Source organism: Sulfurimicrobium lacus (assembly GCF_011764585.1).
GTDB lineage: Bacteria > Pseudomonadota > Gammaproteobacteria > Burkholderiales > Sulfuricellaceae > Sulfurimicrobium > Sulfurimicrobium lacus.
In genome coordinates, this window is record NZ_AP022853.1 from 1406633 (window position 1) to 1431587 (window position 24955).

Annotated in this window: 22 protein-coding genes; 3 read left to right on the forward strand and 19 right to left on the reverse strand. The window is 61.2% G+C overall.

Annotation, left to right across the window (positions count from 1 at the left end; all coding sequences use genetic code 11):
• Positions 1 to 44: 44 nt before the first annotated feature.
• The 11 genes from SKTS_RS07080 to ompR form a co-directional block, all read right to left on the reverse strand.
• Positions 45 to 506, reverse strand: a complete 462-nt coding sequence (locus SKTS_RS07080) for a hypothetical protein (RefSeq protein ID WP_173062357.1) — start codon at positions 504 to 506, stop codon at positions 45 to 47.
• 84 nt (positions 507 to 590) lie between these two features.
• Positions 591 to 797 carry a YodC family protein gene (locus tag SKTS_RS07085; RefSeq protein WP_173062360.1) on the reverse strand — a complete coding sequence of 69 codons (207 nt, stop codon included), beginning with the start codon at positions 795 to 797 and terminating at the stop codon, positions 591 to 593.
• Positions 798 to 1011: 214 nt separating this feature from the next.
• The gene (locus SKTS_RS07090; protein WP_198420443.1) at positions 1012 to 1608 is read right to left on the reverse strand and encodes a hypothetical protein; all 597 of its coding nucleotides are present in this window, start codon (positions 1606 to 1608) and stop codon (positions 1012 to 1014) included.
• Complete coding sequence (locus SKTS_RS07095; protein ID WP_173062362.1) at positions 1601 to 1828, reverse strand: hypothetical protein; 228 nt, start codon at positions 1826 to 1828, stop codon at positions 1601 to 1603. Before SKTS_RS07095 ends, SKTS_RS07090 begins: the two co-directional genes overlap by 8 nt.
• 160 nt (positions 1829 to 1988) lie before the next feature.
• Entirely contained in the window at positions 1989 to 2276 is a 288-nt protein-coding gene (locus SKTS_RS07100; protein ID WP_173062366.1) for a HigA family addiction module antitoxin, read from the reverse strand.
• A gap of 9 nt (positions 2277 to 2285) precedes the next feature.
• Complete coding sequence (locus SKTS_RS07105; RefSeq protein ID WP_173062369.1) at positions 2286 to 2687, reverse strand: DUF488 domain-containing protein; 402 nt, start codon at positions 2685 to 2687, stop codon at positions 2286 to 2288.
• Between the two features lie 30 nt (positions 2688 to 2717).
• Positions 2718 to 5825 (reverse strand): efflux RND transporter permease subunit, encoded by a 3108-nt coding sequence (locus SKTS_RS07110; protein WP_173062372.1) that lies wholly within the window; start codon positions 5823 to 5825, stop codon positions 2718 to 2720.
• 7 nt (positions 5826 to 5832) lie between these two features.
• Positions 5833 to 6972, reverse strand: a complete 1140-nt coding sequence (locus SKTS_RS07115) for an efflux RND transporter periplasmic adaptor subunit (protein WP_173062375.1) — start codon at positions 6970 to 6972, stop codon at positions 5833 to 5835.
• Between the two features lie 119 nt (positions 6973 to 7091).
• A complete protein-coding gene (locus tag SKTS_RS07120) occupies positions 7092 to 7583 on the reverse strand; it encodes a Spy/CpxP family protein refolding chaperone (RefSeq protein ID WP_173062378.1) in 492 nt (163 codons plus the stop codon).
• A gap of 146 nt (positions 7584 to 7729) precedes the next feature.
• Positions 7730 to 9013, reverse strand: coding sequence for an ATP-binding protein (locus SKTS_RS07125; protein WP_173062381.1), 1284 nt, complete (start codon positions 9011 to 9013; stop codon positions 7730 to 7732).
• Positions 9010 to 9735 (reverse strand): osmolarity response regulator transcription factor OmpR, encoded by a 726-nt coding sequence (gene ompR, locus SKTS_RS07130; protein WP_173062397.1) that lies wholly within the window; start codon positions 9733 to 9735, stop codon positions 9010 to 9012. Before ompR ends, SKTS_RS07125 begins: the two co-directional genes overlap by 4 nt.
• Before the next feature lie 257 nt (positions 9736 to 9992).
• On the opposite strand from ompR, the gene SKTS_RS07135 reads away from it, so the two are divergent.
• Positions 9993 to 11126 (forward strand): FIST signal transduction protein, encoded by a 1134-nt coding sequence (locus SKTS_RS07135; protein WP_173062401.1) that lies wholly within the window; start codon positions 9993 to 9995, stop codon positions 11124 to 11126.
• A gap of 5 nt (positions 11127 to 11131) precedes the next feature.
• Positions 11132 to 12595, forward strand: a complete 1464-nt coding sequence (locus SKTS_RS07140; RefSeq protein ID WP_188200240.1) for an ATP-binding protein — start codon at positions 11132 to 11134, stop codon at positions 12593 to 12595.
• A 66-nt stretch (positions 12596 to 12661) separates the two neighbouring features.
• Here SKTS_RS07140 and SKTS_RS07145 read toward each other — a convergent pair whose 3' ends face one another.
• From SKTS_RS07145 to SKTS_RS07175, 7 genes are all read right to left on the reverse strand, one after another.
• Positions 12662 to 15217, reverse strand: coding sequence for an EAL domain-containing protein (locus SKTS_RS07145; protein WP_198420444.1), 2556 nt, complete (start codon positions 15215 to 15217; stop codon positions 12662 to 12664).
• Positions 15218 to 15463: 246 nt separating this feature from the next.
• Positions 15464 to 18316 (reverse strand): CHAT domain-containing protein, encoded by a 2853-nt coding sequence (locus tag SKTS_RS07150; RefSeq protein ID WP_173062404.1) that lies wholly within the window; start codon positions 18314 to 18316, stop codon positions 15464 to 15466.
• The gene (locus SKTS_RS07155) at positions 18316 to 19164 is read right to left on the reverse strand and encodes a hypothetical protein (protein ID WP_173062407.1); all 849 of its coding nucleotides are present in this window, start codon (positions 19162 to 19164) and stop codon (positions 18316 to 18318) included. The genes SKTS_RS07150 and SKTS_RS07155 overlap by 1 nt, the downstream gene beginning before the upstream one ends.
• On the reverse strand, positions 19161 to 20903 hold the full coding sequence (locus SKTS_RS07160) for an adenylate/guanylate cyclase domain-containing protein (protein ID WP_173062410.1): 1743 nt from the start codon (positions 20901 to 20903) through the stop codon (positions 19161 to 19163). Before SKTS_RS07160 ends, SKTS_RS07155 begins: the two co-directional genes overlap by 4 nt.
• A 283-nt stretch (positions 20904 to 21186) precedes the next feature.
• Positions 21187 to 21771, reverse strand: coding sequence for a superoxide dismutase (locus SKTS_RS07165; RefSeq protein ID WP_173062413.1), 585 nt, complete (start codon positions 21769 to 21771; stop codon positions 21187 to 21189).
• A 167-nt stretch (positions 21772 to 21938) separates the two neighbouring features.
• Positions 21939 to 22913: a DNA-binding protein YbiB gene (gene ybiB / locus SKTS_RS07170; RefSeq protein ID WP_173062416.1), complete on the reverse strand. Its 975-nt coding sequence runs from the start codon at positions 22911 to 22913 to the stop codon at positions 21939 to 21941.
• Positions 22914 to 23108: 195 nt separating this feature from the next.
• Positions 23109 to 23510: a hypothetical protein gene (locus SKTS_RS07175; RefSeq protein ID WP_173062419.1), complete on the reverse strand. Its 402-nt coding sequence runs from the start codon at positions 23508 to 23510 to the stop codon at positions 23109 to 23111.
• 91 nt (positions 23511 to 23601) lie between these two features.
• Between SKTS_RS07175 and SKTS_RS07180 the strand changes: the two genes are divergently transcribed.
• Positions 23602 to 24111: a Mut7-C RNAse domain-containing protein gene (locus SKTS_RS07180; RefSeq protein WP_173062422.1), complete on the forward strand. Its 510-nt coding sequence runs from the start codon at positions 23602 to 23604 to the stop codon at positions 24109 to 24111.
• 41 nt (positions 24112 to 24152) lie between these two features.
• Here SKTS_RS07180 and SKTS_RS07185 read toward each other — a convergent pair whose 3' ends face one another.
• Positions 24153 to 24953, reverse strand: coding sequence for a class I SAM-dependent methyltransferase (locus SKTS_RS07185; RefSeq protein WP_173062424.1), 801 nt, complete (start codon positions 24951 to 24953; stop codon positions 24153 to 24155).
• Between the last annotated feature and the right edge of the window lie 2 nt (positions 24954 to 24955).

Here is a 24955-nt window from a genome sequence, read left to right on the forward strand (position 1 = left end):
TCAGGTATGGAAACTGATATGTCAAGACACCCCCCGAGTTCCCCTTACTTCTCATCGAATTCATTTGCGTTCTCAGGAGACCAACGAATTGCATTAAGTATATTCAGTACCCAATGATCAGGGAGTTGGGTATTTGCTCCGACCACAAGTGTCTCTATTATCGCATTTCCTTTGACTTTACTTTCGCTTAGTCCGGCATTATCGAGGGCTGCCTCATGTATCCACGAACACCGGTAATCCTTGTACAGAATGTCTTCGAATGATCTCTCGCCAAATTTAAACAGCACATGTCCAGTTTGAAGGTTTGGTGGTTTAGGGTTGCCAGTAAAGATCGTCCAACCAATATCTCTAATGTAACGTTTGAACGACTCGCTGTCAGAAATTGGCTTCGGATAGCGTTTCCTGGCGGACGCTGCTGTGGCAATCATGGCCTGAATCCAAGCACCTTCTCTCTGATTCGAATTCCAAAGAAGCTCCGCATCTAATACACGTTGTCTGATACCCATGATTCTCCTCGAATCTATCGATAACAATATGCTTAAAAAGCAGCTATTGAACAGCAAAATGACGCGCTGCTCATACTTAATATGCTAAACCTCAGGGTCTTCCGACTGTTCTTCTTTACAGAAAGCGATGGCATCGAATGGGAACACGCTGTTTTCCGGTTTGCTCTCAACAAACCAAGTCGTGTGAATTTTGGATTCTCCAGAGTGTGCTTTTTCTACGCGTGTCACCGTCATTCTTGGACCACCGGACTTCAATTGAACGATGTCACCAATTTTGAATTTGTCTGACATTGCAGCCTCCTTAGGAAGGGGATGACGGAAAGAAACCGTTTGCGGTATATGGAACCAGCGCGAATCGCTTTCCGCAGCGTCTCAAAATGCTGGGTCAGCAGATCGCTTCCCTGCTGTTGCAACAGATTGACGGTAAAGAAATAAGTTCCGCCCAAATGTCAGGCGCAACTGTAATCTGGCATGGCGCCCTTGCTTTCTTTGTGGGCAACCTTCCCTACGCGCTCATGATCGGCCGGAAGTAACCCTTGATGCAATCGGTGTTGATAATCGCGAGTTGGATGTGGTTGCGAATCCGGAAACCGGCGCCTTCATAGAGAGGGTCAGCTTCCTGGAACGGTGCGCGCACGGAGTCATAGGGCGGCAGCCCGTTTTCCTGGCGATACAGGTGCAGCGTCTGAATCACCTGGCAATCCAGCTCGCGTTTGAACTGGTCCGTGCCGCCTGTGTTGAGTGGCAATGGCAGTCCTGCCTTGGCATAAGAATCGTGCAGCGTGGCGTAGGCTTCCGCGACTTCATCCAGCCCCATGCGGGTGGTCAGGTCCAGACACCGGCCCAGGTCGATGACGGCGCCAACCACAGCCGGATTTTCGATTTTTTTCTTCGCGTTGCCGCTGTTCGCCCATTCCAGCCCGCGTTGCGGGTCGTTTTCCCAGAAATAGACGCCGTGGCCAAGCCATTCGTACTTGCCGTCAGATTTCTTGAGATGGGTTGTTTTGCCCGCGATGACCTCATCGACGAGCGACTTTTCCGTGCCGTGAAAACCGAGCACGAAAGAAGGGGAGCGCTGATACAGCGCCCAGGGGTTAGCCACGTATCAGTTTCTTGACCTTGCCGCTGGGAGTCATGACGCCCAGGCGGGTCAGAAAACTACGCGCCGAATCTGGCGTGGCCGCAACTTTCTTGCGATACGCTTCCATGTCATCCAGGAGCGCTTGGCCGGTGAGAAGCTGGCTACCCGCGGATGCGACGGCGCGAGCGCGTGCGAGTTTCGCTGACTTTTTTTGGGGAGTGGCGGCGGTTGCGGAGGGCATGGTTATTTCCTCTATCGAGAGAGTGTAATTCTACACAACCTGACAATATTCTGCATGTTCGTCCGACCGGGACTGGGGCATATGCGGGTGAATCGCATTTGGCATTTCACGGCGGAATACCCTTCGGAGGTGCGCCCTCCGCGGGCATTTGGTAGCTTCTTTATGCCGCCTTGCGCAGCGGCGCCACATGCTGGCGTGGTGCTTGTTCCGCTTGCCAGAGATCATAGGTGGCCTGCATCCTAATCCACAAACCAGGGAGTTGGCCAAGTGCTTCGGAAATTTTGAGATCCATTTCAGCCGTGATGCCTGCGCGCTGATTCAGCAGATTGGAAAGGTGAGGGCGAGACACGCCCAGGTGAGCCGCGAACTCTCCCACCGTGAGGCCTAGTTCCGGCAGCACGTCTTTCTTCAGTATTTCGCCTGGATGGGGCGGTTTATGCATCCGCATGATCCTCTCCTAGTGGTAATTCAGATCTTCGACCTTGGCGCCTTTCTCGATCAGCAGCGCTCGGAGTATCGAACGATGGCAGTGTGCTTCGTTTTCGCAGTAGCAACCAACCGAGAAGTTGGTCTGATGAGAGAGCACGGCGAGCAGTTCGATCGCGTGACTATGCTCCGGCGTTTCCATCTCCGCACGGTACTTCTTGGCGAACGCGGCCCACTGGGCGGGTGTTTTCGCCGCTTGTGCCAGTTTCATGGTTTCGATACTTGGCGCCAGATTGGGAAACCACACGTCGTACCAGTTGTGTGAAGCGAAATTGGCTTTCGGTACCCCGCGCGGTGGTCGGCGCACGGTCCCGATGCGAATGCCTTCATTCTCGCTCCTTGCGGATCCCAGTCTTACAACTCGAATGGCCATTGTATGCTCCCCCCGACGTGAGGCTGTGGCTTAAACGCGCTCGGCCGCAGGTTCCGTCGCCTTCTTCGCGCGCCACGAACCAAGGCGTTTCTGCAGTTTCTCGAAATACAGATAAATCACCGGCGTGATGTACAGCGTCAGCACCTGCGAAACCAGCAGTCCGCCCACCACCGCCAGGCCCAGCGGGCGGCGGGCTTCGGAACCGGCGCCCAGGCCCAGGGCGATCGGCAGGCTGCCCATGAGCGCCGCCATGGTGGTCATCATGATGGGGCGGAAGCGGATCAGGCAGGCCTGGAAAATGGCGTCGTAGGCGGATTTGCCGTCCCTGCGCTCGGCTTCGATGGCGAAGTCGATCATCATGATGGCGTTTTTCTTGACGATGCCGACCAGCATGATGATGCCGACGAAGGCGTACATGTTGAGGTCGTGGCCGAACAGCAGCAGCGTCAGCAGGGCACCCAGGCCGGCGGTGGGGATGCCGGAGAGGATGGTGACGGGGTGGATGAAGCTCTCGTAGAGCACGCCCAGCACCAGGTAGATCACCAGGACCGCCAGCAGCAGCAAGATGCCCATGCCCTGCAACGAGGACTGGAACACCTGGGCGGCGCCCTGGAAGCTGGTGGCGATGGTGGCGGGGATGCGCATTTCGGTGGTGGCGGCGTTGACCTTGGCGATGCCTTCGCCCAGCGCGACGCCCGGCTTGAGGTTGAAGGAAATGGTCACCGAGGGTAGTTGGCCGAGGTGGTTGATGGTCAGCGGCCCGATGGACGGGGTCACCCGGGCCACGGCGTTGAGCGGCACCAGGCCGCCGTTGCTGGAGCGCACGTAGAGCAGGGAGAGAGCGTCCGGGTCGAGTTGGTATTGCGGCATCAGTTCCATCATCACCCAGTACTGGTTGGTGGGGGTGTAGATGGTGGAAACCTGGCCCGAACCATAGGCGTTGTAGAGTGTGGTTTCGATGGCCTCCGGCGTGACGCCGAGCGCCGAGGCCTGGTCGCGCAGGATGGAAACCGAAACCTGCGGGTTCTTGATCTGCAGGTCGCTGGTGACGTCCTGCAGGTCCGGCAGGGTGTGCAGCTTGGCTTCGATCTGCGGTACCCACCGGTACAGCTCTTTCAGGTCGGCGTCCTGCAGGGTGAACTGGTACTGGCTCTTGGTGAGCTGGCCGCCGATGCGGATGGTGGGCAGGTTCTGCAGGAACACGCGAATGCCCGGCACGGTGGCGAGCTTGGGTTTGAGCTCCTCGATCACTTCGTCCGCCGAGACCCGCTCCGAGCGCGGTTTGAGGCGGATGAACATGCGGCCGGTGTTGCCCGAGAGGCTGGACCCGCCGGCGCCGATGGCGGACATGAAACCGTCGATGTTGGGGTCCTGCTGCACGATCGCGGCGACGGCCCGCTGGTGGCGCGCCATGGATTCGAAGGAGATGTCTTCCGCGGCCTCGGTGAAGGCGAAAATCTGGCCGGTGTCCTCGCTCGGCAGGAAGCCCTTGGGCATGGTGTAGAACAGGTAGCCGGTGAGCGCCAGGATGACGAGGTAGAGGGCGAGCACGGTGCGGCGGTGGCGCAGCGAGAACGCCAGCGTGGCCTGGTAGAAGTTGCGCATGCCGTCGAAAAAGGCTTCCGACCAGGCGTACATGCGGCCGTGGTGCGCCTGGGAGGGCGGGGTGAGGAAGCGGCTGCACAGCATCGGCGTCAGGGTGAGGGAGACGAAGCCGGACACCAGCACCGCGGTGATGATGGTGACCGCGAATTCGTGCAGCAGCCGGCCCAGCACGCCGCCCATGAACATCACCGGGATGAAAACGGCCGCCAGCGACAGGGTCATGGACAGGATGGTGAAGCCGATTTCGCGCGAGCCCTTGAGGGCGGCCTCCATGATGCTTTCGCCGTTCTCGACGTGGCGGGTGATGTTCTCCAGCATCACGATGGCGTCGTCCACCACGAAGCCCACCGACAGCGTGAGCGCCATCAGCGACAGGTTGTCGAGGCTATAGTTGAGCAGGTACATCACGGCGAAGGTGCCGACGATGGAAATCGGCAGCGCCAGGCTGGGAATGATGGTGGACGGCAGGTTGCGCAGGAACAGGAAAATCACCAGCACCACCAGGCACAGCGCCAGCACCAGCGAAAACTGCACGTCATTGACCGAGTCGCGGATCGACTCGGAGCGGTCGTACAGGATGTTCACGCTGACGCCGGCCGGAATCTGCGCTTCCAGCGTGGGCAGCAGTTTTTTGATGGAATTGACGACCTCGACGGTGTTGGTGCCCGGCTGGCGCTGGATGGCGAGCACGATGCCGCGCTTGTCCTTGTACCAGGCGGCGATCTTGTCCGACTGCACGCTGTCGGTGACGCGGCCGAGCTGTTCGAGGCGCACCGGCGCGCCGTTGCGGTAAGCGACGATGAGCGGTCGGAAGGCGTTGGCGTCGGTGAGCTGGCCGGCCGCCTGTATGGTATAGGCCTTGTTCGGGCCGTACAGGGTGCCGGTGGGCTTGTTGACGTTGGCGCTCGCCACCGCCTGCGCCACGTCGCTCAGGGCGATGCCGCGCGAGGCCAGTGTGCTCGGGTCGAGCTGGACGCGCACGGCGTATTTCTGCGTGCCGAAAACCTGCACCTGGGCCACCCCGTCCAGCATGGAAAGGCGTTGGGCGATGAGCGTTTCGGCGTATTCGTCCACTTGCGAGAGGGGCAGGGCGTCGGAGGTGAGCGCGAGGTAGAAGACCGGCGCATCGGCCGGGTTGACCTTGCGGAACGAGGGCGGCGTGGTCATTTCCGAAGGTAGCTGGCGCAGTGCCCGCGCGATGGCCGACTGGACGTCCTGCGCCGCCGCGTCGATGTCGCGCGACAGGTTGAACTGCAGGGTGATCTGCGTCAGGCCCTGGGCGCTGGTGGAATTCATCGAGTCCAGCCCGGCGATGGTGGAGAACTCCTTCTCCAGCGGGGTGGCGACCGCCGAGGCCATGGTGTCCGCCGCCGCGCCAGGCAGGTTGGCGGAGACCTGGATGGTGGGGAAGTCGACGTTGGGCAGCGCGCTCACCGACAGCAGGCGGTAACCCATGACGCCGAACAACAGTATGCCCAGCATGACCAGGGTGGTCATCACCGGGCGGCGGATGAATAGTTCGGAGAAGTTCAAGATCGTCTCAGGGAGCCGGTTTGGCCACGATCCTGGCGCCCGGCTTGAGGCGCATCTGGCCGTCGACGACGATCGTTTCGCCTGTCTGCAAGCCGCTGCCGATCACTGTTTCGCCCGCCAGGGTGCGATCTGTTTTTACCTTGCGCAGTTCAGCTGTCTTGTCCTTGCTGACGACGTAGACGAACGGCCCATCCGGGCCGGTCTGCACCGCCTGGGCCGGGACGACCAGCGCATCGCGCAACTCGCCCAGCGTCAGGGTGACATCGGCAAACTGGCCCGGCCACAGGGTCCTGCCGGTGTTGGCGAAAATCCCCTTGAGCTTGATGGTGCCGGTGGTGGTATCCACCGTGTTGTCCACGAAAGAGAGTTTGCCGGCCTCCGGCACCCCGGCCCGGCGCGAAGGGATGGCTTCGACCGGCAGCTTTTTTCCCTCCGCCAGCAGTTGCCGGATGCGCGGCAGTTGCTGTTCCGTGACCGAAAAAGTGACGTAAATCGGGCTCACCTGGTTGACCACCAGCAGCGGGATATCGTTGGCTTTGACCAGGTTGCCGCCTTGTACTTTCAGCGCGCCGGTCACGCCGTCGATGGGCGAGCGGATTTCGCTGTAGTCGAGCTGCAGGCGGGCGCTCTTGAGCGCGGCCTCGTCGGCTTGCACCACCGCGGCCGAGGATTCGGCTGTAGTGCGGATCTGCGCGTACATCTCCCTGGAAATGAAGTGTTGGTCGAGCAGGTTCTGGTAGCGGCGTTCCTGGGCGCGGGCGTTGTCCAGTTGCGCGGTATCCCGTGCCAGGTTGGCAGAGGCCAGGTCGACCTGGGCGCGGAGCGGGCGGGGGTCGATGGTGAACAGGCTTTGCCCGTTGCGCACCGTGTCGCCTTCCTTGAAGTGGACGCGCGTGATTTCGCCGTCCACGCGCGATTTGACCTGTACCGTGGCATAAGCTTCGATGTTGCCGACGGCGTGGATCTGGTCAGGCAGCGTTTTGCGCGTGACCTGTGCCGTGACGACCGGCACGGGCGGCTGCTTGGCGTTCTTCCCCTTGTTCGCCGCGCTGTCCTTGCCGCTGCACGCGGCGAGGAAAACCAGCGCAACGGCAAAAACAGCCCTGAGGAGAGAAGCGGATAAACCCGCTGGCAGATTGGTCGACATCTTTATCCCTGGCGCGAGGATGAGAAAGGCTCACGTTCGTGAGAACATGAGCCGTTGCTTGGCAGCCAACATTATAGCTGCCCGCCTTGCCTCGGAAGTTGGACTTTTCTGGTCGACCTTTAGTTCGGGCCGGATTTTTCCCGTCTCTGCTTCATGCGATCCCAGCGTTTATCCGCCTTGCTCAGGCGGGCTTTCATTTCATCCCTGACGATGATCTTTTGCGCGGGCGTGAGCGCGTCATAGAACTTGATCCACTCGTCGCGCATGTGGCGCATTTTCCCGGTGCGTTCGTCGGCTAGCTTGTCGGACTTCGCGGCTACAGCGGCGAAATTGGGCTCGCTCTTGTCTAGTTCCTGTTTAAGCTGGGCTTTCATTTCCTCGTGTTCCTTGCGCATTCCATCGCGTAAGGTACGCCCTTCCTGCGACAGGGCCTGCCAGGTTTTTTCCTGCGCTTCGCTCAGGTTCAGCTTGTCGTGAATGGCGCGCATGGGCATGAAATCTGTCCCGTCCGGGTGACGCGGCATGTTCGCCATCACACTGCTGCTGAACATGATGCCCAGGCCGAAAACGGCCGCGACCGAAGCCAGCGAAAGTTTCCATTTTTTAGTCATGATGTACTCCTGAAATATTGAAGGGATAAGGGGTGATCCGTTCCGGACTTCACCTTGAAGGACATCCTATTGCGAAGTTGCAAACCAAATGTGACTGGTCAGGCTGAAATCGTGACCAGTTGTTTCCGACGCCGAACTCGCACCTGTCAGCGTGAGCCGACCGGCAAGTGGATCGCGGCGATCAGTCCGCCGCTGGCGCGTTTGCTCAGTTCCAGCCTGCCGCCATGCTCTTCGGCAATTTTTGCGGCGATGACCAGCCCCAGTCCGCAATGGCCTTTCCCGCCGCGCGAATGGTCGAGCCGGGAGAACGGGCGCAAGGCGTATGGAATCAGTTCGGGGGCGATGCCGCTGCCGGAATCCTCGACCGAGATGATCGCCGCTCCGTCAGACTGGAATGTCCTGATCGATATGGGCGGGCTGCCGTATTCGATGGCGTTTTCGATCAGGTTGACGAGGGCGCGCCGCAGCGAATTGGCGCGCAGCGGAAGGACGATGTCGTCCTGGGCGCTGGAGACCGACACGCCTTCTGCGCCATAAGGCGCGGCGACTTCCTCGACGAACAGCGCCAGGTCGCGTTGCTCGAACGCTTCGTTGTTGTTGCCGCGCGCGTAATCCAGAAATTGATCGGTAATGCGTCCGATGTCGTCCAGATTCTGCAGCATCTCGCCGCTGCGGGAGCTTTGCGCCAGTTCCACCAGTAGGCGCAGGCGCGTAAGCGGTGTGCGCAAATCGTGTGATACGCCGGCAAGCATGGTGGCGCGATCCTCCTCATAACGCCTGAGGCGTTCCACCATCTCGTTGTAGCGTTCGCCCAGAATGCGGATTTCCCCGACCCCGGAAACCGGCAGCGTGGTGAGGCGATTCGATTGGCCGACCGCTTCGAGAGCGCTGCTCAGGCGCTTCAGGGGGCGCTGGATGCGCCACAGCAGCAGCATGCCGCCGGCGAAAAAAACCGTAAAGCCCACCAGAAATACGCGCAGCAGCGGATCGCCCAGGCGCGTATGCGACCGGGGCGTAGGGAAGAACATCCATTGCGGCGCCTGCGCGCGCTCCGCCCGCAAGGTTATCCAGAGGCCGGCGAAGGGCTCCCTTGAAGCTACCACTTCCACGTTCCTGTGCAGTTCCTCGCTCAGGCGCATTTTCAGGAAAGGCAGGCGGCGTGCGGTTTCGCCGGCCATCTCAGGGGCTTGCACAGGTGGATTGCGGGTGATCCGGACACCGACGTTCGCGGGGAGACTCGATGCCGGATGGGTGCGCAGCAACTCTTCTACCAGATGAATCTGTACCACCAGGGAGCGCGCAAAATTGTTGTTGCGCGAGTCCTCCAGGTGAGAGAGAAATAGCCAGTACATGGTGGCGAAACTCGCCCCCAACGCGACCAGCAAAACCAGCGTCAGCTGCGCGTAGAGCGAACCGGTAAAACGCTTCATGCGGCGCTCTCGGCCGTGTCCGGCACGAACACGTAGCCGAAGCCCCAGACGGTCTGGATATAGCGCGGCTTTGCCGGGTCCGGCTCGATCAGCTTGCGCAGGCGGGAGATCTGCACGTCGATGCTGCGGTCGATGGTTTCCGAGCCGGGGCCGCGCGCCAGTTCGATCAGGCGCTCGCGCGAAAGAGGCTGGTGATGGTGCGTGACGAACGCCGCCAGGAGGGAAAATTCTCCCCCGGTCATTTCCATTTTCTGCTCGCCGCGCCACAGCGCGCGGGTGGCCAGATCGAGCTTGTACTCGCCAAAGGTGACGGTATTGCCGTCCGCGATGGGCGCGCCGGCCGGCAGCGGGGCGCGGCGGCGCAAGACGGAATGGATTCGGGCCGTCAGTTCGCGCGGCAGGAAGGGTTTGCCGAGATAGTCGTCCGCCCCCATCTCGATGCCGATGACGCGGTCGATGGGGTCGCCTTTCGCCGTCAGCATGATGATCGGGATGTCATCGCCGGAGGCGCGCAGGCGGGCGCAAATCTCGAGCCCGCTGTCGCCCGGCATCATCAGGTCGAGCACCAGCAGGTCCGGGCGCTCGCGGCTCAGGCGGCGTTCCAGGTCGCGCCCGTCGGCCAGCGTGCGCACCGCGAAGCCCTGGTTGACCAGGTATTCGTCCAGCAACTTGCGCAATTCCGGGTCGTCGTCGATGACCCATATCCAGGGTTGTCTGCTCATGGGGCAATTCTAACTTGCTGTGTCGGTTGGATTGTTTGGAAAGTGTTACCAAACATGACCTTTCGGTTATTCGTTTACACTCTGTCGGAATTCAATGTAAATCCGCTTCGGGAAATCCGCAATTGCCGTGTGGCGGCGGCCCGTATTACCATGTCGTAACGGTCGACGGCTCCTTGGTCAGCCGATATCGAGGGGGGATCGGCTGTTCCTCTGTCGCGAGCAACGTTCCTCCAGCATCTACAGGAAGGGAAGCCAGCATGAAAATCGAACAGCGTTACTGGACCCAAGGCCAAGGCTGGCAGCAGGAAGGTAGCGGTACGCTGGACGGCGCAGCAGACTGGGTGCTGGTATTCAGCGGCACGGATACGACACGTTCCGCGTCCTGTCTGGGCGAGCTCAAGGCGCGCTATCCCGGTGCCTTGATCATGGGCTGTTCCACCGCCGGAGAGATATGCGCCACGCGGGTGCGCGACGACTCCATTGTCGCTACCGCGGTGCGTTTCGAACATGCTCGCATCGCGCCTGCCCAAACGGATATCGCGGATATGGGCGAGAGCCACGCTGCCGGCAAGCGCCTGGCCCAAATCCTGGCGCGCGAAGGCCTGGTCCATGTGCTGGTGCTGTCGGACGGCCTCAAGGTGAACGGTAGCGAGCTGGCGCGCGGCCTGCGCGAGAATCTGCCGCAAGCGGTGGCGGTCACCGGCGGCCTGGCCGGGGACGGCGGGCGTTTCGCCCATACCCTGGTATGTGCCGGCAGCGAACCGGCGGAAGGCCGGATCGCCGCCCTGGGTTTTTACGGCGAGCGCTTGCGCGTAGGCTACGGTTCGCTCGGCGGCTGGGACGTGTTCGGGGCGGAGCGGCTGATCACCAAGTCAAGGGGCAACGTCTTGTATGAACTTGATGGACAGTCGGCGCTGGAACTTTACAAGAAATACCTGGGCGATCACGCGGCAGATCTGCCCGCCTCGGCCCTGCTGTTCCCCCTGGCGCTGCGCAGCGAGCAGGGCGACCTGGTGCGCACCGTGCTGGGCATCGACGATGCGGAACAAAGCATGACTTTTGCTGGCGACATGCCGGAGGGTTCGTATGCCCGCCTGATGAAAGCCAATTTCGACCGCCTGGTGGACGGCGCTAGCGGTGCCGCTAGCGCCAGTCATGAAATGCTGGACGGCGCTTCCCCCGATCTGGCGATCCTGATCAGCTGCGTGGGGCGCAAGCTGGTCCTTAATCAGCGCATCGAGGAAGAAGTCGATGGCGTGCGCGCGGTGTTGGGCGAACAAGCGGTGCTGACCGGGTTTTATTCCTACGGCGAGATCTGTCCCCAGGGCGTGGTAACCGGCTGCGAGCTTCACAACCAGACCATGACCATTACCACATTCAGCGAGGGGTAAGGCTTTTGCACCGTCTGCTGCAACGTCAGATCGATCGATATCTGGGCGAACAGGGCGCCATCCCGGAAAATCTGTCTCAGTTCCTCGCCGCGGTTAGCGCTGCCTATGAGAGCGCCGACGCCGACCACCTATTGATCGAGCGCTCGCTCGACCTGATGTCCAGGGAACTGACCGAGCGCAACCACGAGATGCGCAACGAGTTGTCCATCAGGCAACGGGCCGAGGGCCAGCTCGAATTCCTGCTTTCGCTCCTCGACGCCACCCTGGAATCAACCGCCGACGGCATCCTGGTGCTGGACAAGGATGCACGGGTCGTGCGCTTCAACCGGCGCTTTGTCGAGATGCTGCATGTGTCGGACGAGGTGGCGGCATTATGGAATCACGACACCTTGATAGAAAATTTGCAGGGCCAGATCAAGGACCCCGCTGCCTTTACCGAAAAGCTGGAATATCTGTGTCAGCACCCTGAAGAGGAGAGCTACGACACCTTCGAGTGCAATGACGGTCGGGTGATCGAACGCTATTGCCTGCCCCCGCCCCAGGGGGAGGAAAAAGTGGGACGGGTGCTGAGCTTCCGCGACATCACCGCGCGCACGCAGGCGGAGCAAGCGCTGTTGCGGGAAAAAGAGGAGCAGAAGGCACTGATCAAAAAGCTGGAAGAAGCGCACAACCAGCTGCTGCAGTCCGAGAAAATGGCCTCCATCGGCCAATTGGCGGCGGGCGTGGCGCACGAGATCAACAACCCCATCGGCTACGTCAACTCCAACCTTGGCACGCTGGAGAAATACCTTCAAACCCTGTTCCACGTGCTGGCCGCCTACGAACAAGCCGAAACCGCCATGTGCGACTCACACGTGCAGGCAGAAATCCGTACCCTGAAGCGGGAAGCGGAATGGGACTACCTCAAGCAGGACATCTTCGAGCTGCTCAAGGAATCCAGCGACGGCATCTTGCGGGTCAAGCAGATCGTGCAGGATCTCAAGGACTTCTCCCACGTCGACGAAGCCGAATGGCAGTGGGTCGACCTGCACAAGGGCATCGACAGCACGCTCAACGTGGTGCACAACGAACTCAAGTACAATTCCGAAGTCGTCAAGGAATACGGCGAGCTCCCGCAGGTGGAATGCCTGGCGCACCAGCTCAACCAGGTATTCATGAACATCCTGGTCAACGCCTCGCACGCCATCGGCCCGGACGGTCACGGGCGCATCACCATCCGCAGCGGGACGCAGGACGACAAGGTGTGGGTCGAGATATCCGACAACGGCAAGGGCATCGCGCCGGAAAACCTCAAGCGCATCTTCGACCCGTTCTTCACCACCAAGCCGGTAGGCAAGGGCACCGGGCTGGGGCTGTCGCTGTCCTACGGCATCGTCGAAAAGCACCACGGCAGGATCGAAGTGGAAAGCGAAGTCGGCAAGGGCACGACTTTCAGGATATGGCTTCCGGTGAGGCAGTCGGCGGGGTAGCGTTCTTGGCGGTCGGCATGCCTGAAAGCAAGCCGCCCGAATCGGGCAGAGCGACCTTTTTTCCGCTTATTGCGGGGTTTTCTGCGCCAGCTCCGTCAACTGTTCCAGCAAGGCGTCCCGCAGGCCATGCAATTCGCCCAGCCTGGCCAATACTTCCTGCTTCCGGCCACGGGCCTGCAGTTCCAGCATTTCGACTGCGAGCGCGTGAACCTGCAAGTGCAGGATTTCAACCGATTGAAAGGTCGGATGCGTGCCGTGGCGGGCCATGCCTTCGCCCTCCAGCCAGCTGCCGAAGCGGCACAGGCGGTGGTCCACGGGCGGCCGGGCTTCACGCTCGTCGTTGAGATGGATTTCCATTGCTGCGATCCAGGCGCGGTGCTCGACGCCCGCAAAGAGCAGCGGCAAGTCTTCGCGGCTGACGGCGGAAATGTCTGTCCAGGCCGGGTCGGGCCGCCAGACTTTCGACCAGCGGGGCATCTCGTGCGGTGGCATGGGGCGGGCGATGCCGTAACCCTGGGCGAGTTTGCAGCCGAGCCGCAGCAGCATTTCGCCGTGAGCCGCGGTCTCCACGCCTTCCGCGATGACTTGGCGGCGGAAGGCGCCCGACAGGCCAATCACGCCGTCCAGGATGGCCAGGTCGTCCGAGTCGTCGAGCATGTCGCGCACGAAGCTCTGGTCGATCTTGAGCAGGTCGACCTGCAGGCGTTTCAGGTAGGTCAAAGAAGAATAGCCGGTGCCGAAATCGTCCAGGGCAAATGTCACGCCGATTTTTCGGCAGTCCTCGATCACCTGGGAGATCCGCGCAACATCTTCCAGCGCGCTGGTTTCCAGGACTTCCAGTTCGAGGTCGCCCCACTTGACGCTCGGGTGCTGCGCCAGCAGTTCCCGCAGGCGCTCGACGAAGTTCGCCTCCTGCAGCTGGCGCGCGCTGACATTGACGCTGACCGGGAGGTCCAGTCCTGATGCGCGCCAGAGCTCCATCTGGGTCAGCGCCGACGCGATCACCCACTCGCCGAGTTCGACGGCCAGCGGATGGTCTTCGATCACGGGTAGAAATACCGCCGGCGGCAGAAGGCCTTTTTGCGGGTGCTGCCAGCGTATCAGTGCCTCGGCCCCGATGACTTCGCCGGTGCGCATATTCACCTTGGGCTGGTAATGAAGCACGAATTCGCGCGCATCCAGGGCGTGCCGGATGCCCTCCAGGCTTTCGTGATGGCCGCGCACGCTGCGGTCTTCGTCGGCGTCGAAGAAGTGGTAGCGGTTCTTGCCGGCCAGCTTGGCCTGATACATGGCCTGATCGGCCTGGCGCAGCAGTTGGTCCGCATCGACGTCTTCCGCCTGCGGGTAGAAAGTGATGCCGAGGCTGGCCGAGACCTGCAGCGTGTAGTCGTCGACCTGCTCAGGCTGGGCAGCGGCGGCGAGCAGGCGCGTGAGTACCGGCGCGCTGGCTTCCTTGTCGGGCAGGTCGAGCAGCACCGCCACGAATTCGTCGCCGCCCAGCCGCGCGAGCGTGTCGCCCTCGCGCAAAGCCTGTTTCATGCGGGCAGCGAGCGCGACCAGCAACTTGTCGCCGACTTCGTGTCCGTGGTTGTCGTTGATGGTCTTGAAACCGTCGAGGTCGAGATAGGCCACCGCCAACTGGTGTCCGTGCCGCCGGGCCTGTGCCATGACCTGGCGCAGGTGGTCGGCGAGCAGCACGCGGTTGGGCAGGCTGGTCAGCGTGTCGTAATGGGCGATGTATTCGAGTTGCTGGCGGGCGAATGAGGCCGCGCGCAGCGCGCGAACGAGCACGACGAAGGCGCCCGACAACAACAGTATCAGAATCAGGAAAACCAGTCGCAGCAGCCAGACGTTGTCCGCCTGGACCGGCCAGCCGCCGCGAGGTATCGCCGCGATCTGCCATGAACCGTGCGGCAAGGGGATGTCGGCCAGCACCGGATTCGCGGCAAACAGTTCGGGGCGGCCGAAAAACACCTCGCCCTCTGCACCCTTGCCGTCCTTGCCGCGAATGCTGATCTCCATGGTCAGTTTGTCGGCCATCAGCCCGCTCTTGCGGAAAAGGTCCTGTGCGTCGATGACTGCGCTCACCAGACCCCAGAAACGTTCCTGTCCGTCGCTTCCCTGAACGAAGACCGGCAGCCGCGCGACAAGGCCCAGGCCGCCCTGCACCAGCTGGATTGGGCCGGCCAGCACGATCTGCCGGGTATCGCGAGCCTGCTGCGCCGCTGCGGATTGACTCGGTGTCTTGCGGTAATCGAGGCCGATCGCTTTTTCGTTGCCCTTGAGGGGGTACATCAGGCTGATCACCATGTCCGGCGCCGCGCCGATGTTGCGGATGCCCGTTTGCCCCTGGAACAGCGGCTGGGCGGCCTGCTCGAATTCGGCCTGCGTCAGGTTGGGCTGCAGGTGGATGACGCTGACCAGGCCCTTGACCAGCGAGATGTTGCCGTTCAGGTTGCCCTCCAGCCGGGCGCGGGTTTCGGCGAGGTGGTTCTGCACGTCGGCGCGAACTGCGACGGTGTGCCGTTCGTCGTTGATGCGCTCCCCGATGAAGGCGGCAAGGACGAGGCCGCAGGCGAGCAAGGCGGTCGCCAGATAAACAGTGGTGAATTTCTGGTTCATTAGTAAATTAGATGCGTGTCTTAAGCCTGATTGCGGCGTTTCTCGGCGCTGAATTACAGGCGGCGGACAGCATTATACGTGCAAGTACGGCAATAATTTTGTCACCAAGGGAAAGTTGAGCGAGATCCCGCCGATGGCTTGGCGGTCGCTCTATCCTCGCGATATAACCTTGGTTTACGTGCGTACCTGCCCCACGCGACCCTGATGAGACCCTGCGGAAAATTGCCGCCCAAACCTTCCCGGTGACTAGTCCCCCACGAACACGAATGGCGCCCAGAAGTAGGGATGGGCGCGGGAAACTATTTGTTTTCCGACCGCAAAAGATTCGCCGGCCAGCTTGTGCCGTGCGCTATCCAGAGCATTCCAGGGTGGCTGCCCCTCCCGGAGGGCGGTAAAAAGTTGTTTCACTAACTCGTCCGTCGAGGAGCTTTCCACGCTCCAATGACTCACCACCAACCCTTTCGCGCCGGCGTACATGAAGGCACGAGTGAGGCCGGCAAAACCTTCGCCGCGAGCGGCGCGGCTACCCTCGCCCACAGTGTTGCATGCGGATAGCACCACCAGGCGGGCGCCGAGGTCGAGATTCTCAAGTACCTCTTTCATGGTCAGCAAGCCGTCCTCGCCCTGGAGGTCACCGGTCATGGTCAGCGCCAACGCCGGCTGATTGCCCGTGCCAGGGTAATCGCCGCCCAGCAGGCCGTGAGTGGCGAACAGCAGGTAGCGAGTATTTCGCAGGTCGAGGGTTTTGACTGTATGTTCCTGGGCCTCCGCTTCCAGGAAAATTCGGCTCTTCCCGCCGATCAGGGCTGCTACCTGACGCACCTCATCGGCCGTTTCGGGCAGCGGCGGCAGGAACGAAGAGCCGGCTCGCACTCTGCGCACCGGCAGCGCGTCCGGTGCGAGCGGCGACATGTCCTTGGAGGGAGGGGCGTAAAGCGGGTCGCCAAAGGCCACCAGTTCCATGCTGAGGACATTTTTTGGCGCGGACTTGGGATGCTGGCGCAAGGAGGCGAGGGCCGCCAAGCTGGGTAAATAGGCGAAGCGGCGCTGCTGCCCAAGGTAGGACAAGGTGGCATATTCCGCCAGCAGCGGGTGTGCCAGGCTGCCGTCCGCCAGCTTTCGCGCGGCGATGAAGGCTTGGTGTTCCGGTTTTTCGTAGCGCGTCACCAGCATTTCCAGTGGCAGGGTGTAAAGCGGGCCGTCCGCTGCCACAAAAACCTTTTCCGTTTTGCCGATGCTGCCTTCCATCGGTGCGAACAGGTCGTGGTAGAGGGATGCAAGCACCGATGGATCGAAGCCCCGCAGGACGTTCACCGGCGCGCCCGACGCCATCTTGGTCATTGCTTGGCGCAAGGACAGCACCCGCTGAGCTACCGAATCTTCGCCGGCGTCACTGGTGGTCACCGTGAAGCGCTGGGGCGTCACCGCAAACAGCACAGCCTTGTCGGGCAGTAGGTAGAAACTTACCAAGGCCTCGCCCGGATGCAGCAGTTTTTGTTGCAGCTCGGTTACCGTTACGGGGCGCGGGGCGACCAGTTCCATGAAGCGGGGATAGGCTTGCCACAGGCTGTCATCGGCCTGCTTCAGCTCGGTTTCGGCAGCGTGGATGTGTTCCAGCAGGGCCTTGCGCTGGTGCCGGCCGGATGCCTGTGTATCTCCAGTGTCGTCGTTTTCGCTGTCGTCCTCCGCATCCGCTTCGGACGCACTGGTCGCCAGGACCTGGCGCAGGCTGGTAAGGGTAACCAGCAGCTCGTCGCGTCGCTGCTTCAGCATGGTAAAACGGTTGTCGCCGGCAAAAGTGGCCACGTCTGCCTGCCGCATGAGGTCGGTGAACAACCGGCTCTGGGTGCGGGACACCACCGCCAGTGCTTCCTGGTCATAGCCGCCCTGCGGCACAAGTTGGTTGAGGTGTAGCAGCAGGTCAACCATCTCGCGGTACACCGGTGCGTACTGGGCGATGAAGCTCTCGCGGCTGTCCTCGGCAAGGCCACGGGTGGAGGCATACAGGCGGTCAAGGGTATCGACGGCCTCGCGGTAGGGAACGAGGGCCTCCTTTGTCCTTCCACGCTTCGCCAGGAAACGGCCAAGCTGCCGAGCGTACTGCACTTGCTGCTGAAGCTGCCCGGCGTTGCGGGCGATGTCGAGGGCATTGCGGAACAGGGTTTCCGCCTCGTCGTGACGGCCCTTGCCAGCCAAGAGACGCGCCAGGTTTGCCATGGTCTTGGCCGTATCGGCATGGTCCGCGCCCAGCATTTTTTCTTCGCTGGCCAGAGCGCGCCGTAGTAGCGGCTCGGCCTCGTCTACTTGGCCGCGCTGAAGCAGCAGGTTACCAAGAATATTAAGATTGCGTGCTGTGTCCGGATGATCGGGGCCACTCAACGCTTCCTCCATAGCCAGCGCCCTGCGGGCATAAGATTCGGCCTCTTCCAGGTGCGAAGGCTGCTTGGCCACGGCCATGGCAAGCAGTCGCAGGCTCTTGGCGGCGGTGGGATGCTTTCTCCCCGGATAAGCCTCTTGCACAAGTTGCAGGGCCTTTTTCGCCCCGGACTCCGCTTCGGTGTAATGGCCGAGATCGATGTTAAGCTTGGCGAGGCTGTTGAGTGTCTTGGCAATGTCCGGGTCGTTCTGGGCGCGGTAGCGTTGTTGCATGCGTAGCGCTTCCTGGAACGCCTGTTCTGCCTCTGCCAGCTTGCCCATACCTGCCAGCACCTTGCCCAGAAAAACGAAGCTATTGGCAGTTCGCGCATCTTCCTCGCCCAGTGTCTTGCGCCGCTGCTCCGCCGCCTGCCGGAATAACCCTTCGGCTTCGGCAAAATGCCCTTCCGCGTTCAGCACCTTGCCCAGCAAGTTGCAGGCATTGGCCACCCGAAAAGCATCGTCACCAAAGCTGACACGGGCGAAATCCAGAGCCTGACGCGCCAGCTTCTCGGCACCTGCAAAATCCGCTTTTCCCAGCTTGACCTTGGCTCCCTCCATAAGCCCCTTGAATTGGGATACCTGTGGCTTCGCATTAATGGCGCCAGCCGCCCAAACAGGCTGAGCGGCAAGCAACAGGCTAAGCACGGCAGCCTGGAAATGTCGGTGGGAAAAGATATTCATCAATCCCCTGCCAGCGCTTGCAAGCGGGTGTCGTCGGGGCGCTCCATCGCCAGCGTCTTCCACAACGGCCGCGCATCTTCCCGCAAGCCCATCTCCTCAAGCATGGCCGCGTACAGTACGCGTTCGCCAAACGTGGCGTTGTCCCCTGGCTTGAGTTTCTCCAGCCGTTCGCGCTCACCCTTGTCCAGTACGCTGAATTGGTGCCACTTGGCGTATTGACGGCCGTCTACAGAAGTTTCTACGCCCCAGCTATACGGCATCTTTTCCGCGAGGACCACGCCGGCAGGCAAGCTGAAGACCGGCTCATTGACAGTGCCTTCAGCCATAGTGGCCCCAGTGTCGTTATCCAGTTCGAAGTGGTAGGACTTGGCACCCGGCACTGCTTCCCAGCGGAACGTTGGACGTTCGCTGGAAACAAGACTGCCTGAAGGCTCCAGAAGCCGTAACGATTTGATGGTGCCCCCGCGCATCACCAGGCCGGCCTGGACTTTGCCCATGGGATTGATGCGTCCTGCACCGTAGCTTGCCAGGGCGGTCTTGTGCTTGATGGGCTTGGCACCCGAAATGGCTTCAGGTTCTACGACGCCCACTTGGTAGCGGCCAGGACCGGCCAGTTCATACTCGTCGCCGGACTTCAGGTATACCATCACCACCCTGGCCTGCGGGCCGAGTGTCAGTGTTGCCCCAGCAGACAGGGTCGACAGAATGCCGATGCCGCCCGCACCTCCGCCGCTTTCAAGTGTCACCTTGCCTTGCAAATCGATAACCATGGCGGGCCGATCCGCTGCAATTGCGGCCACGGCGGAGAACAGCACGGCCGCCAGGCCGATGAGTAGAAAGTTTCTCATGTTGCCTCCTTATTCCTTGATGCTTTCCAGCCGAACACAGCCCTGGGTGTATGACCTTTAAGGGGCTGCTCGCCCAGCGAGATAAAGCCTTCCGAATTTTCCAGTTCGTCCATGACCGCCGCGCTGCACACTAAAGCATAGCCAGTGGGCTTGGTCAGGTCCTCGATACGTGAGGAAACGTTCACCACGTCGCCGACGGCGGTATATTCGTGTCGTTCTGCGGAACCGGCGTGGCCCACCACGGCCTCGCCGACGTGCAGCCCGATGCCGATACGGATGGTCGCCTGCCCCTCGGCGGCCAGTTCGGCGTTGAGCATCTTGAGTTTCTCCAGCATATCCAGGGCGGCGGCGAAGGCGCGGCGCGACGGGTGTTCAACGGTATTGGGAGCGCCGAAGAATGCCATGATGCCGTCGCCGATGAACTTGTCCACGGTGCCTTCCTGCTGGTGGATCGCTGCCGTCATGTAGGCAAAATAGCGATTGAGCAGGCCGATGACTTCCTCGGCGGAGAGGGCTTCGCTCAGGGTGGTAAAGTCGCGGATATCAGCGAACAGCACGCAAACATGCCGGCGGCTACCACCAAGGCTGTCCGCCAGATGGCCTTCCAGAATCTCCCGCAGCACATGGGGGCTGACATAACCCGAGAAGGCGCGGCGCAATAGACGCCGCTCGGCCATTTCCCGCCAGGCTTCAGTGCCGACACGCAGCGAGAACCCCAGCACGACGGCCAGCATCGGCCCGGCGGCGGGAAGATACCAGTTGTTGGCGAGACCCCAAGTCGCGACGACCAGCATAATCGCCAGCATGGCTCCGACCAGGGCGGCGCCGACAGCAATCCGCCTGCCCGCCAGCCACAACAGCATGGCTCCGGTCAGCGCGAGAAGCAGTACTACCGGCATTGGCACCGTTTTGATGGAACCTGGCCCCAGCAGAGTTCGCAGGGCCTGGGCGTGGATCAGCACTCCTGGCGCGACGCCGCCGTTATCTTCCCATCCTGCCAGATTGACTGGCTGCTTGTGGCGGTCTTCGAAGGGCAGCACGCTGCCGAGCAGCACTGGTCGTCCGGCAAAAGCATTATGCAGCGCTTGGGCATTACCCGAAGCCTGCCAGTCGAGCACCCGCCACAGGGGAACATAATTGAAGCGGCTACCCAGGGCATAGTCCACTAGGCCGGGCTGCGGGTTGGCGCCCAAGCGGCGCGCCATCTGACCAGCAAGAGTGGGTACCGCGGTCCCGCTCACCCCCTGCCGCTCGTCGAAGCGCCGCACAGTCTGGTCGGCATCCACCGGCCACAACAGGTAACCTGCTCCCCCTTCTCCGGCCAGAGCCAGGTAAGGTGGGTAGATGTGACGCGGCTTGCCGTCCGCAGCTACCGTCACTCCCAGTACTAGCGGCGTGCCTCTGCGCATCGCCAGCAGTCCCTTGAGCAAGGCCATGTCGCTACCCGGCACGATGAAATCGTAGGAGCTTTCCGGCAAAGCGATGTCCAACCCGACCGCACGAACATTGGCACTGGCCATGGCTTCCAGAAAACGCCCCAAGTGAGGGTGCCACAGGGCAATGGGCTCCGGCAGGCGACGCATGGTTTCCTCGTCGATGCCGACGACAGCCACATCATGCGGAAAGGTATTCGGCCAGTAAGTGCGCATCAGGGAGAACTGCGCGTCCAGCAACTTGAAATCAAGAAAACGGGTGAAGGATACGAACTGGAGCGCGAGCCCCAGAAAAACGACCGCCACTGCACTCCACAAGAGAAGCCGATGATTTTGTACGGTGGGAGAAACGTCAGCCATGCTCTCATGGTAGCGGCTGCGGCTATACACAGCAAAAGCACATTAATGTCAACCCATTGCCTGGGTGAGGTAGGCTGGAAAACTATTCTGCGATCAATGCTCGGAATAGATCCGAGCGTTGAGAGAAAACTCGAAAGTAAATTCCACTTGCCGGAATAAAAAAAGGGCACCCTTTTCAGGATGCCCTCTGCGATTGCGAGCTCAATCTCGCGAATCAGGTGGTGCTTGTTCAGGCGAAGTTTTTCGCCGCGAAGTCCCAGTTCACCAGGTTGTTCAGGAAGGTCTCGACGAACTTCGGACGCAGGTTGCGGTAGTCGATGTAGTAGGCGTGTTCCCAGACGTCGACGCACAGCACGGCCTTGTCGCCGGTGGTCAGCGGGGTGCCGGCGGCGCCCATGTTGACGATGTCGACGGAGCCGTCGGCCTTCTTCACCAGCCAGGTCCAGCCGGAACCGAAATTGCCTACGGCAGAGGTCTGGAAGGCTTTCTTGAATTCGTCCACGGAGCCCCATTTTTTGTTGATGGCGTCAGCCAGCGCGCCGGTCGGGGCACCGCCGCCGTTCGGCTTCATGCAGTTCCAGAAGAAGCTATGGTTCCACACCTGGGCGGAGTTGTTGTAGATGCCGCCAGCCGGTGCTTTCTTGATGATGGCTTCGAGGTCGAGGTTCTCGTATTCGGTGCCCTTGATCAGGTTGTTCAGGTTGGTAACGTAAGCCTGATGGTGCTTGGCGTAGTGGTATTCGAACGTTTCCTGGGACATGTGGGGCGCCAGTGCATCCATGGCATAAGGCAGAGCGGGCAGTTGATGTTCCATGTTAACTCCTTGAAGGGTTTTAAATAAATCAGGCAGGAAAGAGCTTCCTGCCTGTGGCGACTAAGCGATTTAGAATTAGTTTACCTAAAAACCCTGCTGGCGGCAATAGTTGAGTAAATCAATCGCCTTTTGGCGCGATTTCGCATCCGAAGGGAGGGCAGGCAGGGTCAGGCGGCGGCCAGGCCGCCGGCTTCTATGGCTGCAATCGCCTTGGCCTGGTTCATGTCCTGGGCGTAGCCGGTGCCGTAAAGGCAGCACGCCAGTTGATTGACCAGCGGCAGGGGAAGGGGGACTTCTCCTGCCAGAATCTGCTTCGTCCAGAGTGCCGTTGCTGCTGCACTCGCGGCCTTGGGCAGGTTGGGGCTGCTGCGGGTGGGGCTGCGTTCCGCCTCGAAGAGTATTTCGCAGCTTCCCTGGTTCAGGTGTTCCAGCTGCGGGCGTTGCATGGGATTGGCAAAAGGCTCGCCATCGCAACTCTGCAACAGGAGGGCGTGCGCCTCTGTCGCGAGCAGGTAGGTTCTCAGTTGTTCCAGCCAGTCCGGCTGGCTGGCGCTGACCAGGTGCAGGCCAGCATCGCTGAAGGGCTGCAGCAGCTTGACCATGAGGTGGGCGCTGTTGCGCAATCCCAGGCGGTTTCTCAGGCTTAGCATGGATGCCAGTCCCGGGCAGAGCACCGCAGTCGGCACGAATGCCAGCCCTTCCTGGTCCAGTGCATGCTGAGCTTGCGACAGACTGACGCAAGGCAGGATGCCCAGTTCGCGCAGGACATAGGATGCCGCCATGCCGTCGTGATTTTCCAGCGTGCCGTGAAGCAGCACCGGAATGCCGAAATGCTGCAGCAGCAGGGCGAACAACGGCAGCAGGTTGGCGGTTTCCTGTCCGCCGCCGTATGCCGGGATGACGACCGGCATTATGCCGTCATGCGGCGCTTTGAGTTTATAAAGCCGCTCCTCGACTGCACGCTGGAAACCCAGCAGTTCATCCAGGCTTTCACCCTTGGTGCGCAAGGCATAAAGCAGGGCGCCCAGTTCCAGATCTTCCACCCCGCCGTCGAGCATGGCCGCGAACAGGCTATGGGCTTCGCTTTCCGCCAGACTGGCCTGGCCACGCCCGAGTTCCCTGATCAACGTCGCAATGCTCACCTTCTACTCCGGAAGTTATTTAGATGCCGTTGTACTAGCAAGCGTTGTGCCAGATTTGTTGTTTCAATGAATTCAGTATGTTATTGAAGTTGCGCTGAAGTGCCAGGCCAGATGCTGGTGCAGGAGGGGATAAATTTGCTTCGCGCTGGTGCAAAAAACCCCGCCATGGGCGGGGTTGGAATTTGAAAATGGAAATCAGCGGCGTGGACCACCACCCATGCCGCCGCCCATACCTCCACCGCCCGGACCCATGCCGCCACCGCCACCCATACCGCCGCCCGGACCCATGCCACCGCCCATGCCAGCCGGCGGCATATCAGGCAGGGTCATGCCTTTTTCCTTGGCGCGCTCCTGCATCCTGGCGTGGTGCTCGGCCCGGATTTGCTCGCGTTCCTGCTGGGTTTTGGCGGCGCGCATCTTGGTTCGGTATTCCATGCGCTCCTGGGTTGTCATCAACTGGCTGCCATAAATCTGGTCGCGCGGTTGCATTTGCTGCTGCGCCGGGGCTGGCGCAGCAGCCGGGTCGGCAGCCCACGAGGCCGCTGCGGCAGAGCAAAGTGCCACTACCGTGGCCGAAATTAAAGTACGCTTGAACATGTCGAACCTCCATCGGAAAATTATTGCTGTTGGAAAGGCTTATGAGCTAGCAACTAGAAAAACCACTTCTGTGTTTTAGTGACAATCATAAATGCGGATAAGTTCTGAAAACATCTCCCTGTCCGAGCCATTGCCGCGTTTCATGTGCGACGTGATGCTGGCGCGCTTGGCACGCTACCTGCGCGCAGCGGGTTATGACACGGCATTGGCTGCCGATACTGCGCCGGACCGGGATATCATACGCCAGGCAGTGGAGGAGGGGCGCTGGCTGTTGACGATGGACCGCAAAATTCAGGATCACAAGGCGGCGCGGGGGCGGCTGGTGGTGCTGGCGCATGCGGAGCTGGATGCACAGGCTCGGGAGTTGCAGGAATGCTTCACGATGGATTGGGCGGGGCATGCGTTTTTTCGCTGCATCCTGGACAACGCTTTCCTCGAAGTGCTGAATGAGGTGGATATCGGCCGGGTGCCGGACGACGTGCGCCTTTCGGGCCAGCCCCTGATGCGCTGCCCGAGGTGCGGCCGGGTGTACTGGCGCGGCTCCCACTACCGCCGCATGATGGGGCGGCTGCTGCGCTGGCAGAGCGGGGATTTCGGCTAAGCGTTCATGCTGCAATCCGCACTGGCCCGCAGACATCCCTGCTATTTCTTGTGCGCCAGCACGAAGACACGGTGGAACGTCAGCTCTACCATGCCGTCGCTGCCGCACTGGCGCTCCAGCGCGGCGGCGACGATTTGCGCAGCGCGCGAAAAGAAGTCCGCCGGCACGTCGCCTCGATAATGATGCGGATTCAAGTAAGCTACCGCCGCGCCGGAGAGGAAGATTTCCATCGCCTGTTGCGCGGAACAGCGGTTGACGACGGCCTCCATGCGGCTTTCCGCGACGGTGAAGCCGGCATCGGCAAACAGGCGGGCGTAATTCTCGGCATTCTCCAGAAACCGCCACGGCGACCTGAAGCGGGCGAAAGCTTCCCGCGTGTCCTCGTGACGGTGCAAATCGCCGACCGCAGCGACGAAATTGGGGCAAAATTCTTTCTTCGCCGGCGCCTGCATCGCCATCCTGCCACCCGCGCGAAGCGCATCGAGGCAGGCGGTCAGCACGGAGGCTGGGTCGTCGAACCACTGAAATGCGGAGTTGCAGTAGATCGCGTCGAACTCGGCCATGAACGGCAATCTTGCTGCATCGGACGCGACGAATTCGATGCCGGCGCTGCCATGGCGTGAGCGAGCCTCGGCGATCATTCCCGCTGCGGCGTCGCAGCCGACGACCCGCCCGTCGGTGCGCTCGCGCATGCGCGCGGTCAGGGCGCCGGGGCCGCAAGCCAGGTCGAGAACATCTTCGCCGGGCCTGATGTCCAGCATCTCCAGCAGCGTTTCGCCTGCCGATTGCTGGACCACTGCGCGCTGCTGATAGCTCGCGGCCATCTGGGAAAAGTCAGGCATGT